The following is a 14933-nucleotide window of genomic DNA, read 5'->3' as shown; positions in this document are numbered from 1 at the left end:
TTTTGTTATTTGGTGTATTAAATATTAGGTAAGCAAACAACCATTTTGGGACCTGTAGGAAGTTCAGATAAAGATAGAGAGGAAAATGATTTAATTCAGCTCTTGCTAAAAAGGCAGGCTGAGTTGAATGCATTACTGGAGGTAACTCTGGCAATCAATAAAAACAGTGCAGCATCTGTTTTATTTGAAATGCTCGAGGTAATTCTCCGGGTGAATTTGAACGTGGGTAAGATGCGCTTACTTATTCGCGAGAGTGATCAGTTCGCATGTGTCTCCAGATACGGCGGCGAAATAGAAACTTCGAAAGCGCTGCTCGCTATATGTCCCATCCTCGATCCAATCAAATCCATTACCTCCTTAAATACCCATAAAGACGAAACCTTAAATAAATACGATTTCTTTGTTCCCGTACGGCATAAAAGCACTACCCTTGCTTTTGTACTGATCGGTGATTTTAATACCAAGCCCGAATTACTGAGCCACGAGCTGAACTTTATTCAGACCTTGATCAATATCATCATTGTTGCACTTGAAAATAAAAAGCTATTTAAAGAGCGAGTGCAGCGAGAGCGTTTACAACGCGATATGGAACTTGCCAGCGAGGTACAAAGTATGTTAGTTCCACTGCGCTTGCCCAAGAGTAAAGCCTTTGAAATATCTGCCACTTACCTCCCGCACGAGAATATTGGCGGTGATTATTTCGATTTCCTAAGGATTAACGAGAACGAGTTTATCTGGTGCATTGCGGATGTATCTGGAAAAGGAGTTTCAGCAGCATTGCTAATGGCCAACCTTCAGGCAAGCTTAAGAGCATGGGCTTCGGTAGAAAGGGATTTGGAGAAGGTGATCAATAAGCTTAACGCGCTGGTAACCTCTAACACAAAGGGCGAACGCTTTATTACATTATTCATAGCACGTTATAACGAAGTGACAAGGGAGATGGAGTTTGTTAATGCAGGACATAATTCTCCTATTCTTGTTTCTGATTCTGAAGTTGTTTTCCTGAAACAAGGCACAACAATGCTGGGGATTTTTGACGACTTGCCTTTTGTGAATACAGGTCGTTTAACCCTTGCGCCCAATGCCTTGATCTTCAACTACACAGATGGCTTAATTGAAAGTCCGGATGAGGAGGTGTTTATCCAGGATGAACAACTAGTCGAGCTCCTCAACAAACATCTTCATTTGCCTGTTGACGAAATAAATACAAATATCCTTAACGACATTCAGCAAACCTATGCTGCCAGAATGAATTCTGATGATATTACTTTGTTGACATTGAAGATCCATTAGTGTTAATAAAACATTTTCTGTATTAAATACTATTATTTTATTTTTGAGTATTAGTTCTCAATGAGTTGATCATTTGAGCTTTTAATTTCAATTTGAAACGCTGTATGTTATCGCCTTTTTACCAGGATGAATTTGTTGAGGCCGGATGTGATGAAGCTGGAAGAGGTTGCTTAGCAGGCCCGGTATTCGCTGCCGCGGTTATCCTTCCCAAAAATTTTAAGCACAAATTACTTACCGATTCCAAGCAATTAAAGGAAGAAGACAGGTACTCTCTTCGTAAAATGATCGAAAAGAAGGCTATTGCTTATGCTGTTGCTTCCGTGGATCATAAGGAGATCGACGAGATCAATATTTTAAATGCATCTTTTCTCGCAATGCATAGGGCCTTGGATCAGTTAACTCATCAACCAGGCTTTATTATTGTCGATGGAAACCGCTTCAAGAAGTACAACGAAGTCCCTCATTCCTGTATTATAAAAGGTGATGGCAAATATTACTCTATCGCGGCGGCATCTATTTTAGCTAAAACCTACCGTGACGACTTTATGAAGGGAATAGCCAACCTTCATCCTGAATATGATTGGGCGAGCAATAAAGGCTATCCTACCATAAAACATCGTACAGCGGTCCTTACTCATGGCTTTTCACCTTACCACAGACGTTCGTTCAGGGTTACGGATCCACAGTTAGATTTATTTGAATGTCACTAATTGCACGAATTTTATCAAGCACACTAATTGCGCGAATTTTACTAATTAACACGAATTCTCACGTTAAATTTTAGGCTTTGTGCAGTTTTCTCCCTTTGGACTAAACTGCTCCTTCGGTGTTCATTCACTTAATTAGTGTTTACTCCATTCGTGTTGATTCGCTTAATTAGTGCAATTCGTGTTATTATTCTATTTTTGCAGCTCTCTCATTTAAAATTTCATTCAATGAAAAATACAGCATTAACAGAAAAACACATTTCTCTAGGCGCTAAGATCGTTCCGTTCGCGGGTTATAATATGCCTGTACAATACGAGGGGATCAATGCAGAGCATGCGGCAGTTAGAAATGGAGTTGGGGTGTTCGATGTGAGTCACATGGGAGAGTTCATTTTGAAGGGTGAAAAAGCCCTTGACCTGATCCAAAGGGTAACTTCTAACGATGCATCAAAGCTTATTGATGGCAAAGTTCAGTACTCTTGTCTGCCCAATGAGAATGGCGGTATTGTAGATGACCTTCTGGTTTACAGAATAGATGAGAAAACGTACATGCTTGTTGTAAATGCTTCGAATATTCAAAAGGACTGGGACTGGATATCAAGGTTCAATACTGAGGCTGTGGATATGAAGGATATCTCCGACAGAACTTCTCTTTTAGCAGTACAGGGACCAAAAGCTGTGCAGGCATTGCAAAAACTGACAGAAGTAGAGTTATCCTCTATGGAATATTATTCTTTCAAGAAAGGAAAATTTGCAGGAATAGACAACGTATTGATATCAGCTACGGGATATACTGGTGCAAGTGGATTCGAGATCTATTTTGATGCAGAACATTCAGAACACATCTGGGATGCAATTTTTGAGGCCGGAGCAGAATTCGGAATAAAGCCAATAGGTTTAGGAGCACGCGACACTTTACGCCTGGAAATGGGGTTCTGCCTGTATGGTAATGATATAGACGATACTACATCGCCAATAGAAGCCGGACTTGGTTGGATAACTAAATTTAATAAGGAGTTTACGAATTCGGCTGCTCTAAAGGATCAAAAAGAGAAGGGCCCCGACCGGAAATTAGTAGGGTTTGAAATGATAGAAAGAGGAATTCCCCGCCACGACTACCCGATAGTTGATGCAGAAGGGAATCAGATCGGAAAAGTAACTTCCGGCACTCAATCACCTTCTTTGCAAAAAGCAGTTGGCCTGGGTTATGTAGAGACAGAATTTGCACAGGTAGGAACAGAGATTTTTATCAGCATTCGTAATACTGCTGTTAAGGCAAAGATTGTTAAATTCCCTTTTTATAAAGTATAAAGATTTGAAAGTAGTACAGTTAACATCAGATAAGAAGAAAATAGAAGTAGTACTAACGCCTGCTTTACTTCCTCTTTATGACGTAGAAAATAGTATCGTCGTTGTAATCGATATTTTCAGAGCGACATCATCGATGTGTTATGGAATCGAAAATGGGGCAGAAGCTATCATTCCTGTTTCACAAGTAGAGGAGTGTATAGCCTATTCAGAGAAAGGTTACCTGATAGCAGCAGAGCGAAACGGTGAGGTGGTAGAAGGCTTTGATTTCGGTAATTCTCCTTTTTCTTATACTGCAGAAAAGGTAGCAGGAAAGACGGTAGTTCTTACCACTACCAATGGAACACATGCAATTCATCTATCCAGGCAGGCTAAAAAGATCGCTATCGGTTCTTTCCTCAACTTAAGTTCTCTTTCCAACTGGCTTAGGGAGCAAAATGAAAACGTCCTTCTGGTATGTGCCGGTTGGAAGAACAAAGTAAACCTGGAAGATACTGTTTTTGCAGGAGCTGTAGTAGATAAGCTTCGCAATGATGAGCATTATAAGATTGACGACTCTGCAATCGCTGCAGCTGATTTATGGTCGCTCGCTAAAGATAACTTAGGAGCCTATCTTGCTAAAACATCCCATAGCGAAAGACTTAAAAAACTAGGAATAGAAGAGGATATCGCTTTCTGCTTGAACATTGATATCACCTCTGCAATCCCCGTTCTTGACGGAGAGAAACTGGTGAAGTTCTAGTTTTTTACCTTTTGTTCGCTGAAATAAGCGCAGCCAGGGATATAGTTAAAAGTGTAAGAGCAAAGAAAGCTATCCCTTTGAATTCCTCGCCTTGTTTAAAGTCGTTGAAATTATCCAGGTGCGGTTTTATTACTATGAGAGGGACAATACTTCTGTAAGTTGAAATCGCGCTGCTTAGATAAGGGCCTTCAGCGAAAGAAGGATTGAAATCTGAATAAACCACTTCATAAAAAGTCGGCTCTTCGGTAAAAACAGTATTTATAAATTTATCACGGGAGCGTTTATGAAAATCCTGTAGCTTCTTGTCAAAAAGATCTTTATTATCGGTTTTGGGGAGATTTAGGTTATATCTTGTCCCTACAAAAAGATGGGAGTCTTCCTCATAGAAAATGACAGGAGTTGTAAGATAGCATGCTACTTGATCTTTCTTCGACTTCCCGCTTCCTCTTGTAATCCTTGTTTCGTTTCCAATAACGGCGAGATTTATGTTTAACCGATTTTGGAACTTGAAGAAGCGGTCTCTTCTGTTCTTAAAGATATCCTCTGTTTTATTTAATCCTTTTAATGGAAAACGCGTTCCTTCATAACTATTAAGAGCAACTATCAGAAGCACTGTATTTACAATAATTACAACTCTTCCGGCGTATTTCCCGGCTAGCCGGTACCCTAATTTGTAATGAAGCCTGTCGAAAATAAAAATGTTAGTTAGGGCTGCTATTGCAAAATATAAGTTAGCTCGTCTGCTCAGTGGTATATAAGCAATATCCGGATATAGAAAGTGTTTAATACCGAAAGTGACAGCTATCTGGGCGAGCAGGATTAGTGAAAGTATAAAAAGGCTCTGCCTAAAGGCTTGGACAAACGTATCGCGACTTAAGTTATTTCTGCTACCCAGCTTCCTGAAATGGATGGTAAAAAATTTTTCAATTGGTTTGGTGATTTCTGTGAGCGAGATGATATATGGTTTTCTATCGAACGAATAGATTACCAGTTGAGAAAATGCCCTGCCGTGATTTATTTCAAACCCTGTTACTTCTTTCTTTTGCCACTCCTGATTTTTAAGAAGTCCTAAAAAGTTAGATTCTGATTCAATTAAAATTATTTCCTCATTAACTGTAACAGAACAATGAACGGTACTTAAAAACCTCGCTCCAAAAAAGGATAGGAGAGCAGCCCCTAAAAGGCGTAGTAATTCCACTCCTACATTCTCGCTTATAAAAAAGAAAAAAGAAAGAATATAAAGTGTCCCAAACAGGGTAAGGATAAATACTAAATTAAGATTAGCATGAATACCTTTAAAGGAAATCGATTGGTTCTCTGAGGTTTCAGGGGCGATAAGGTTAGTTTCTAAATTCATTTCAACTTCTCATTATTCTTGTGCCGCTCAGCGTCACGGATGTTCTTTTTCTCAAGGTTCTTCTCCAATGCTTCGGTAAGGTTAATGCCAGTTTGGTTAGCCAGACAGATCAATACAAAAAGAACATCCGCCATCTCATCACCCAGATCTACTTTCTTATCCGATTCTTTAAAGGATTGCTCCCCGTATTTACGAGACATAATACGAGCCACCTCGCCAACCTCTTCCATAAGAATGGCTGTGTTGGTAAGTTCATTAAAGTAACGAACACCGGTTGTTTTTATCCAGTTATCTACGAGTTGCTGGGCTTGATCTATCGTCATAATTTGAAAAGCACTAAATATAATAAACACTAATTATACGAATTTATCGAATTTTCACTAATGATGGCGCGTAATGAAGGGTGTATAATACTATGCACTGGGATTAAAGGGAGTGCATCTCGATTAAGAAATCCAATCATGGCGGCTGAAGTGCGAGGGGTTAGAATACTATTCGCTGGAATTCAAGGGAAGGTGATCCGAAGTTAACAACTATTCCAAGTTTCAATCCGGATGCTTTAAGATAGTTCATTGTTTGTTTGATGTACGGAACTCCAATGTAGCCTGCTGCTTTTAACTCAATGATGATCTTTTCGTAAGCAAGAAAATCAGCAATAAATTGATGTTTAAGTCTTTGTTCTTTATAATAAATTGTAAAAGGATGCTCCCGGCAAAAAGGAATCTTCTGTCTTTTGAATTCAACTTCTAAAGCATCCTGATAAACTACTTCTTTAAATCCAAACCCTAGGGCCTTGTGAACTTCGAAGCAAGCACCTATCAGCTTGTAAGATTCTTCCTTAAATATAAGCTCAGCCATTATGTGATAAGTAATGAGCTAAAATAATAATTAAGAAATTAAAATTAGCGAAATCTGGGATACTATGATTAGTGAAAATTTGTCTAATCCGAGAAATCAGTGGTGTTATTTAGCGACCTATGATTAGTGAAAATTCGCATAATCCGCGAAATTCGTGATAAATCTATTCTTTATTCTTCGTATCCATCACCACCGTCACCGGACCATCATTCACTAACCTTATTTTCATATCTGCGCCAAAGATTCCCGCCTCTGTTGTTGTGCCGGTTAGCATTTCAAGTTCCTTCAGCATTTGTTCGTACAGGGGTATTGCTTTATCGGGTCGTGCTGCCTTGGTAAAGCCTGGTCGGTTGCCCTTTTTAGTTGAAGCGAATAAGGTAAACTGTGAAATAAGAAGGATTCCGCCATTAATATCTAAAACGGACCGGTTCATCAAGCCTTGCTCGTCAGCAAAGATCCTCATGTTAACGATCTTTTGCGCTAACCATTTCAGATCTTCTTCCGTGTCTGCATCCTCTATTCCCAGGAGTACTAGCAGGCCATCTTTAATTTCGCCTGTAATTGTTCCTTCAACGGTACAGGATGCTTCGCTAACTCTTTGTATAACTGCCCTCATTAAATAAATGAATTAAATAGATATAAGGGGGATGGTTTAGGTTCGCGTATCATTGCCATTGAAGATGCTTAAATAGCTTTCATAGCGACTTTCATCAATTTCCCCTTCTTCAACAGCTTCCATTACCGCACAGCCAGGCTCGTTGATGTGTCTGCAATTATGGTATTTGCATTCATTAAGCCGCTCTCGCATCTCGGGGAAGAAATGACCAAGCTCTTGCTTCTCAATATCAATAATGCCTAATTCACGGATCCCCGGAGTGTCTATAAGATAACCTCCACCTGGAACCTCATGCATCTCGGCAAAAGTTGTAGTGTGCTGTCCCTTGTCGCTCCAGTCAGATATAGCCCCGGTTTTAAGTTCCTTATCTGGTATCAGTTGGTTAATTAGCGTTGATTTACCTACCCCTGAATGGCCGGAAAATAGGGTTACCTTATCTTTTAACAGATCCTTAATTTCATCCAGGTTTGTTCCTTCCAGCGCCGAGACCTCATAGCAAGGATAGCCTATACGCGTATAGATATCCTGATACTCTGCCAGGATCTCCAGTCCTTCTTCACTAAACAAGTCAAGCTTATTGAAAATAAGTCCGGCTGGAATATCATAAGCTTCAGCCGTTACCAGAAAGCGATCTATAAAACCGAGTGAAGTTCTGGGTGAAGCAAGTGTAACGATCAGAAAGGCTTGATCTAAATTAGCTGCAATGATCTGAGCTTGTTTGGAGAGATTAACGGATTTACGGATGATATAATTCTTCCTGTCATACAGTTTCGTGATCACTGCTGTGTCTTGTTCCGGCTCCAGTTCGATATCTACATGATCTCCCACTGCAATTGGATTGGTTGTCTTTATGTCTTTAGTCCGGAATTTACCTTTAATACGACAATCTACTACCCGGTTGCCTTCTGTTGCTACCTGGTACCAGCTTCCGGTTGATTTTATCACTAATCCCTGCATTAGGAGCAAAGTTAAAAGATTAAACACGAATTACACGAATTACACGAATTACACGAATTACACGAATTACACGAATTACGTTCTTTAGAATCTAAAAATTCCCTATTTGTTTTTAATATGAAAGAAGGAGCAGCAAAGAAACGAAGCGCTGAAAGTTCTCTCTACGATTAGCCTGACACTAAAAGATCTTGGCGCATTTTGGTCTTAAATGACTAAAAGATTTAGAACATGTCAGAGCTTATAGTCCTTCCTACTGTCTCGAGGATGTTTTTCTGTTAAGTAGTAATATCATTTGCGATTTTGAAAATTTACTGCTTACTTTACGCCCGAATTTAAAACAATGATAAAGTTTACTTATACCATTACAAAAACGATTACCACCACACACAAAGTGTCGGGAGGAAGTTCGTATTTGGTGTAAATGAAAATATAAAAGACCATAAAGCGCCTTCCTCCCTTAAAGGGGGAAGGCGCTTTTGTTTAAAATTTAGTGAATAGCTCCGTTTGTGAGGAGCATAACATAAATGGTGGGGAGAATAGGTTTTCATATCTATAATCTTACATCTCAAATCTCATAAATAAATGAATGTATTAAAGTTTGGTGGTACATCAGTTGGCTCGGTAGAAAGTATCCGGACCCTGATCAGTATCCTTCAGAGAGAGAAAGCTGAAAATGGAAGCCCTGTTGTTGTATTGTCGGCAATGGGCGGAGTTACAAATTTGCTTGTGAGCATGGCTGATAAGGCTGCCACCGGGCAGGATTTCTCTCAGGACCTTAGGGATCTGGAGAACCGCCATTTTGATGTGGTTAAAGCCTTACTGGAAGTACCGCGTCAGAACCCTGTTTTTACAAAGCTGAAGCTATTCTTCAATGAGATTGAAGACCTTTTGCAAGGCGTTTCAAGTCTGAATGAGCTTACTGCTCGTACCCGCGATCGTATTTTAAGTTACGGTGAACGTTGCTCGACTTTAATGCTTAGCCGGATTGCCGAACAATATATTGGAGATTCCGTTTTCGCTGATGCTTCTCAGTTTATAAAAACGGACAGCAATTTTGGAAACGCAAAGGTTCAAACTGAAGTTACCGACTTACTTGTTCGTGGTTTCTACGAAGAGAATAGAGATAAATTAATTTTCGTTACCGGATTTATCGGTAGTAACGATGCTGGCAGCATTACAACTTTAGGTCGCGGTGGAAGCGATTATACCGCGGCAATTGTGGGAGCAGCCTTAAATGTTAGTGCCATTGAAATCTGGACTGACGTAAATGGAATGATGACTGCAGATCCGAGGATCGTAAAGAAGGCTTTTCCTCTGACAGAACTTTCGTACACTGAAGCAATGGAGCTTTCCTACTTTGGTGCAAAGGTGATCTATCCCCCAACCATGATCCCGGCTTTCTTAAAAAAGATCCCTATTGTTATCAGGAACACTTTCGAACCTGATTTTAAAGGAACCGTGATCAGTCACGAGGCAAAAAGTTCAGAGCACAGTGTAAAAGGCATTTCCTCTATAAATGATATTAGTGTTATCAACTTAACCGGCAGCGGAATGGTTGGAAAGGCTGGCTTTAGCGGACGCTTGTTCTCATTGCTTGCCCGGGAACAGATCAACGTTGTATTGATCACTCAAAGTTCATCTGAGCACAGCATCACTTTTGCGGTGAATCCTGCTGATGCCTTTAAATCAAAGCAATTGATCGAGCATGAGTTTGAACTTGAACTTGAGGCAAAGAAGATTGAAAATCCGGTAATAGAAGAAGGTTTATCTGTTCTTGCTATCGTAGGGGAGAACATGAAGGAGACTCCCGGCATTGCTGGTACTTTATTCCATGCTTTAGGCAGAAACGGTGTGAACGTGCGTGCCATTGCTCAAGGATCTTCTGAGTACAACATATCAGTTATTATTTCCCGTCATGATCTGGCAAAAGCTTTAAATGCTGTACACGACGCGTTCTATACTGATCTTAAAAAGACCTTGAATATTTTCTGTGTTGGTACAGGAAACATCGGAAAAACGCTTTTCCGTCAATTGGAAGAGCACAGGGAATTCCTGAAGCAACAAAATGGTATCCTGATCAACGTGATCGGTATCAGTAACAGTAAGAAGATGGTCTTCAACCCGGAAGGATTATCGCTTCAGAATTGGGAAGAAACATTAAATGCTTCTGAAGAAATTGCAAGCCTGGAGAAGTTTGTTCTGAAAATGAAAGAACTGAACCTTCCTAATGCAGTTTTTGTTGATAATACTGCTAGTCCGGCTCCTATTGCAAAGTATGCAGAAATACTAAGTTCTACTATATCTGTGGTAACTTGCAATAAGATTGGAAATTCCTCTTCTTATGCTCAATACAAGGCCTTTAAAGATGCTGCACATAAGCATGGTGTTGACTTCTTTTACGAAACCAATGTGGGTGCAGGCTTGCCTATCATTCGTACATTGAAAGACCTGATGATGAGTGGAGACAGGGTAGTGCGTATCGAAGCAATTCTATCAGGAACCATCTCATTTATCTTTAATAACTTCAAAGGAGATGTAACCTTCCATGATGTGGTTAAAACAGCTCAGGAGAAAGGTTATACAGAGCCTGACCCTCGTGACGATTTAAGCGGAACTGACTTTATGCGCAAGATCCTGATCCTTGCCAGAGATGCAGGTCACGAGTTAGAACCTGAAGATGTGAAGATAGGAGCGATCCTTCCAAAAGCATGTATGGAAGCTACTTCTGTTGAGGATTTCTACGAGCAGTTAAAAGCTAATAATTATTTCTTCGAGAAATTAAAGAATGATGCAGAAAGCAGTGGCAAGGTGCTTCGGTATATCGGAAAGCTGGAGAACGGGCAGGCTACTATATCACTGGAAATGGTAGACGAAAACCATCCTTTCTATATGCTTTCAGGTAGTGATAATATAATTTCCTTCACTACGGACCGCTACAAGGAACGCCCGTTGGTAGTAAAAGGTCCTGGTGCAGGTGCTGAAGTTACTGCGGCAGGTGTATTTGCAGATATTGTAAACGTAGGGGCATAAGTCCCGTTCCCTATAGAAGGGAAGTTTTTCTAACGCTTTAAATAAACCCTTTTGGGGGTGGTTCAATGAGAGAATCAATAAAAGTTTTTGCTCCGGCTACTGTAGCCAATGTGGTATGTGGATTTGATGTTTTAGGACTTGCGGTAAATGCCCCCGGTGATGAGGTGATCATGCGCCGAAAGGCAGAACCTGGAGTGGTCATTACAAAAATCACAGGAGATGATGGAAGACTTCCCTTAGATCCTGCAAAAAATACAGCAAGTGCCTGCGTTCAAATGTTTTTGCAACATATTGATAGAACAGATATTGGGGTAGAAATTGAACTTCATAAGAAAATGCCTATTGGGAGCGGATTGGGCTCCAGTTCAGCCAGTACTGTTGCAGGTCTGTTTGCGATCAATTCACTTTTAGATTTTCCGTTGAAGCAGGAAGATCTACTGCCATTTGCTCTGAGAGGGGAGGAATTAGCATGTGGATTTGGTCACGCTGATAATGTTGCACCTGCCTTGCTTGGGGGTTTTATCCTTGTCAGGAGCTACAGTCCGCTAGACGTTATCAAGCTTCCTTATCCTGAGGAATTGCACACAGCGATAGTATTTCCTGAAGTAGACGTCCCTACCCGGGATGCAAGGCAAATGATTCGTAGTAAAGTGCTCTTAAAAGATGCTGTTACCCAATGGGGAAATGTAGCAGGATTGGTCAGTGGTCTTTTTATGAAAGATATGGATCTGATCGGCCGGAGTATGGTGGATGTTCTGGTAGAGCCCGTAAGGTCTATACTCATACCTGATTTTCACAAAATGCGTGAGATAGCAATGGGACTGGGAGCTTTAAGTTTCGGGATCTCTGGTTCTGGTCCATCAGTATTTTCATTTACAAAAGATCAGGAAACTGCTGAAAAGATAACTGCTGCAATTCAAAAGCACCTGTCAACGTTAAGTATAGGTAGCCAGGGATATGTTTCCAAAGTAAATGCAAACGGCCCTATAATATTAGACTAACAGCTCATGATTAATCTCAAATAAATTTGGCGCTTGCAAGGTAAATTGTAAATCTCAAATCGTAAATCAATGGGCGTTTGCAAATCAATCGTAATTCGTAAATCAAAAAATCGTAAATCAAGTTGAGACTCTATAGCACAAATAATTCAGCATTATCAGTAGACTTTAAAGAGGCTGTGTTCAATAGCATGCCGCAGGATAAGGGTTTATACATGCCTTACGAAATTCCCACTTTAGATGCTGATTTTATAAATAACATAGAGAAGTATTCTCTTCAGGAGATTGCATTCAAGGTTGCTAAGACCCTTCTTCAGGATGCTTTACCTGATGCTGATTTAAAGGCCATTGTAGAGGAAGCAATCAACTTTCCTGCACCTGCAAAAAAGCTCGACGAGAACACCTACGTATTGGAGCTATTTCACGGGCCATCTCTGGCGTTCAAAGACTTTGGAGCAAGGTTTATGAGCCGGATCATGGCATACTTCCTGGAAGAGGGAGAGAAGACATTGAACGTCCTTGTTGCTACTTCAGGAGACACCGGAGGTGCGGTTGCCTTAGGCTTTTTAGGTGTTCCTAATACCCAGGTTACCATTTTGTATCCGAAAGGGAAGGTTAGTCCCATCCAGGAATTACAATTAACAACCAATGGCCAGAATATACGTGCAGTAGAAATTGACGGAACTTTCGATGACTGCCAGGCATTAGTGAAGCAAGCCTTTGTGGATAAGGAATTGAATGAGAAGTTCAGATTAACCTCGGCAAACTCAATAAATATCTCCCGCTTGATTCCGCAAACCTTCTACTATTTCAATGCTTACGCACAATTGAAGAGAGAAGGGAAAACGGATGTGGTTTTTTCTGTGCCTAGCGGAAACTTTGGAAACATTGGTGCAGGTCTCCTGGCCTGGAAAATGGGATTGCCGGTTAAGCAATATATAGCAGCAACAAATGTGAACGATACAGTGCCTGCCTTTTTCAAATCAGGTAAGTATGAACCAAAGCCATCTATAGCTACTTTATCGAATGCGATGGATGTTGGTAATCCGAGTAACTGGGTTCGTATCATGACGATGTTCAAGAATGAACTTGAAGAAGTTAAAAAGGAAGTATCGGCGGCTAGTTATACCGACGAGCAAACAAGAGCAGCAGTGTTAGAGGTGTATGAAAAATACGACTACATTGTTTGTCCTCACACGGCCATAGCCTGGTTAGCCGTTGAGGATTACAGAAGGGTAACAGGAGATCTGAAAAGTGCAGGGATCTTCCTTTCTACAGCACACCCTTGTAAGTTCCCTGATATTTATGAGGGAGAAATGGCTGCTCAGGTTGAGATTCCCCAGCAGGTGAAAGTTCTGGAAGGCAAGCCAAAGCAAGCCGTTGGGCTTGGAATAGACTTTGAAGGATTTAAACATTACTTATTGAATAATTAAATAGCGTGGTAAACACAATAATCTTCGATTTGGGTGCAGTTTTGATAGACTGGCACCCTTTTCATTTATACAGACAGATATTTAGCGACGAGGCTGAAATGAACGAGTTCATCGACACCATTTGTACCAATCATTGGAATGAGGAACAGGATGGTGGCAGAACTCTAGCCGAGGGCACAGAATTGCTGGTTAAGCAATTTCCGGAACACGAGGAAAACATTCGTGCTTATTATGGTAGATGGACGGAGATGTTAAATGGCCCGATACAGGGAACCGTAAATATCTTCAAAAGACTAAAGGATAGTGGCAAGTATAAGATCTATGCTCTCACTAACTGGTCTCATGAAACCTTTCCAATTGCGCAGGAGAAGTTTGAGTTCCTGAACTGGTTTGATGGGGTAGTGGTTTCTGGTACAGAGAAAATGAGAAAACCGCAACCGGAGTTCTATCAGCTATTATTGGATCGTTACGATGTTAAACCTGAAGAGGCTGTATTTATCGATGACAACTTCAGAAATATAGAAGCAGGAAGAAAGCTTGGAATTGATAGTATCCATTTTACAAATCCTGAGGAGTTAGAAGTAGAACTGCAGAAAAAAGGACTGCTTTAGTTGGTACAGATTTTGGGTAAGTTTGGTTATCTTTGAGTATAAGGTTATTAGATATGGTTGTTCTACTACAGAAAGGTGCAAGTAAGGAAGATATTGAAAAGGTAAATAAGTTATTAAATAAACTTCCTGGAAGAAAGACTCTGGATGCCAAAAGGTTTTGTGGTCTTATCTCCCTTGACAAAGATCCACTGGATATCCAACGGCAGTTGAGAAATGAGTGGGAATAGGATTTTGCTTGACACTAATATTGTATTATATCTTTTAACCGGCGACTCCACTTTAGCAGAGTTCCTTCAGGAAAAGCAGGCTTATATTTCAATAATCTCAGAGCTGGAATTGATCGGCTTTCCTGCTATTTCAAGCAGGGAGTTGGATCATATCAGGCTTTTTATAAGAAGCTGTGAAGTGGTTCCAATCAATGAAGAAATAAAGGCTCATTACATCGCTCTTCGAAGGAAATATAAAATTAAACTTGGGGATGCAAGTATAGCAGCAACAGCATTATTCTTGGATATTCCTCTCATTACGGCTGACAAACAGTTCAGGCAAATAGAGGAGTTAGAGTTAACTCTTTATGATAAATAAATTTTTCTTGCTGATAATGATGTTATTAGTGAGAAAATGAAAATTAGCTCTGGCAGAATTCCAAAACTTTTCTACCTTTGCAGCCATAACAACGAAGCCTCCTTAGCTCAGCTGGTAGAGCAACTGACTTGTAATCAGTAGGTCATTGGTTCGATTCCGATAGGAGGCTCAACAACTAAAGCCGGTTTGATATTTCAAGCCGGCTTTTTTATTTTCTTATTCCTGCTTTTACAGTGATAGGACGGATCAAGCGGAATTCTTGGGGGGAATAAATAAAAAGTGTTTTTTTGCAAGTAGTAAAAACATAAATTGTACTCTCTTGCAAGATCCATACTTACAATTAGCTACCCTTCTATTACCTAAAGGATTATTAGATTTCTTTGAATTAAAGCAGGTCCTACAGAAAGAGTCAGGACTTGAAATTCATTTAGAGGAGAA

General features: G+C 40.3%; 15 protein-coding genes and 1 tRNA gene. 11 read left to right on the top strand and 5 right to left on the bottom strand.

Going from position 1 to position 14933, the window contains the following annotated elements:
- The first annotated feature begins 45 nt into the window (after positions 1–45).
- The 4 genes from J4N24_RS25070 (at position 46) to J4N24_RS25055 (ending at position 4050) form a co-directional block, all read left to right on the top strand.
- A complete protein-coding gene (locus J4N24_RS25070) occupies positions 46–1293 on the top strand; it encodes a PP2C family protein-serine/threonine phosphatase (protein ID WP_207536487.1) in 1248 nt (415 codons plus the stop codon).
- Between the two features lie 104 nt (positions 1294–1397).
- Positions 1398–2003 carry a ribonuclease HII gene (gene rnhB / locus J4N24_RS25065; RefSeq protein WP_207536486.1) on the top strand — a complete coding sequence of 202 codons (606 nt, stop codon included), beginning with the start codon at positions 1398–1400 and terminating at the stop codon, positions 2001–2003.
- A 225-nt stretch (positions 2004–2228) separates the two neighbouring features.
- Positions 2229–3311, top strand: coding sequence for a glycine cleavage system aminomethyltransferase GcvT (gcvT, locus tag J4N24_RS25060; RefSeq protein WP_207536485.1), 1083 nt, complete (start codon positions 2229–2231; stop codon positions 3309–3311).
- A gap of 4 nt (positions 3312–3315) precedes the next feature.
- Positions 3316–4050: a 2-phosphosulfolactate phosphatase gene (locus tag J4N24_RS25055; RefSeq protein WP_207536484.1), complete on the top strand. Its 735-nt coding sequence runs from the start codon at positions 3316–3318 to the stop codon at positions 4048–4050.
- Positions 4051–4054: 4 nt separating this feature from the next.
- Here the strand turns inward: J4N24_RS25055 and J4N24_RS25050 are convergent, their stop codons facing one another.
- From J4N24_RS25050 to rsgA, 5 genes are all read right to left on the bottom strand, one after another.
- Positions 4055–5407 (bottom strand): hypothetical protein, encoded by a 1353-nt coding sequence (locus tag J4N24_RS25050; RefSeq protein WP_207536483.1) that lies wholly within the window; start codon positions 5405–5407, stop codon positions 4055–4057.
- Positions 5404–5730, bottom strand: coding sequence for a nucleotide pyrophosphohydrolase (locus tag J4N24_RS25045; RefSeq protein WP_207536482.1), 327 nt, complete (start codon positions 5728–5730; stop codon positions 5404–5406). Before J4N24_RS25045 ends, J4N24_RS25050 begins: the two co-directional genes overlap by 4 nt.
- A 160-nt stretch (positions 5731–5890) precedes the next feature.
- Positions 5891–6265 carry a GxxExxY protein gene (locus tag J4N24_RS25040; protein WP_207536481.1) on the bottom strand — a complete coding sequence of 125 codons (375 nt, stop codon included), beginning with the start codon at positions 6263–6265 and terminating at the stop codon, positions 5891–5893.
- A 163-nt stretch (positions 6266–6428) separates the two neighbouring features.
- On the bottom strand, positions 6429–6881 hold the full coding sequence (dtd, locus tag J4N24_RS25035) for a D-aminoacyl-tRNA deacylase (protein WP_207536480.1): 453 nt from the start codon (positions 6879–6881) through the stop codon (positions 6429–6431).
- A 36-nt stretch (positions 6882–6917) separates the two neighbouring features.
- On the bottom strand, positions 6918–7838 hold the full coding sequence (gene rsgA / locus J4N24_RS25030) for a ribosome small subunit-dependent GTPase A (protein ID WP_207536479.1): 921 nt from the start codon (positions 7836–7838) through the stop codon (positions 6918–6920).
- Positions 7839–8420: 582 nt separating this feature from the next.
- Here rsgA and thrA point away from each other — a divergent pair.
- The 7 genes from thrA to J4N24_RS24995 all read left to right on the top strand — a co-directional run bounded on the left by thrA (position 8421) and on the right by J4N24_RS24995 (position 14664).
- A complete protein-coding gene (gene thrA / locus J4N24_RS25025; protein ID WP_207536478.1) occupies positions 8421–10868 on the top strand; it encodes a bifunctional aspartate kinase/homoserine dehydrogenase I in 2448 nt (815 codons plus the stop codon).
- Positions 10869–10933: 65 nt separating this feature from the next.
- Positions 10934–11869, top strand: coding sequence for a homoserine kinase (locus J4N24_RS25020; protein ID WP_207536477.1), 936 nt, complete (start codon positions 10934–10936; stop codon positions 11867–11869).
- A 122-nt stretch (positions 11870–11991) separates the two neighbouring features.
- Positions 11992–13299 (top strand): threonine synthase, encoded by a 1308-nt coding sequence (thrC, locus tag J4N24_RS25015; RefSeq protein WP_207536476.1) that lies wholly within the window; start codon positions 11992–11994, stop codon positions 13297–13299.
- A 5-nt stretch (positions 13300–13304) separates the two neighbouring features.
- The gene (locus tag J4N24_RS25010) at positions 13305–13910 is read left to right on the top strand and encodes an HAD family hydrolase (RefSeq protein ID WP_207536475.1); all 606 of its coding nucleotides are present in this window, start codon (positions 13305–13307) and stop codon (positions 13908–13910) included.
- A gap of 53 nt (positions 13911–13963) precedes the next feature.
- The gene (locus J4N24_RS25005; RefSeq protein ID WP_207536474.1) at positions 13964–14137 is read left to right on the top strand and encodes a hypothetical protein; all 174 of its coding nucleotides are present in this window, start codon (positions 13964–13966) and stop codon (positions 14135–14137) included.
- Positions 14124–14495, top strand: coding sequence for a type II toxin-antitoxin system VapC family toxin (locus J4N24_RS25000; RefSeq protein WP_207536473.1), 372 nt, complete (start codon positions 14124–14126; stop codon positions 14493–14495). Before J4N24_RS25005 ends, J4N24_RS25000 begins: the two co-directional genes overlap by 14 nt.
- Before the next feature lie 96 nt (positions 14496–14591).
- Positions 14592–14664, top strand: a tRNA-Thr gene (locus tag J4N24_RS24995).
- The last annotated feature ends 269 nt before the right edge of the window (positions 14665–14933 follow it).

Origin of the sequence: Desertivirga arenae (genome assembly GCF_017355785.1) — a bacterium.
Classification (GTDB): domain Bacteria; phylum Bacteroidota; class Bacteroidia; order Sphingobacteriales; family Sphingobacteriaceae; genus Desertivirga; species Desertivirga arenae.
This window is presented reverse-complemented; position numbering and strand designations above follow the sequence as displayed.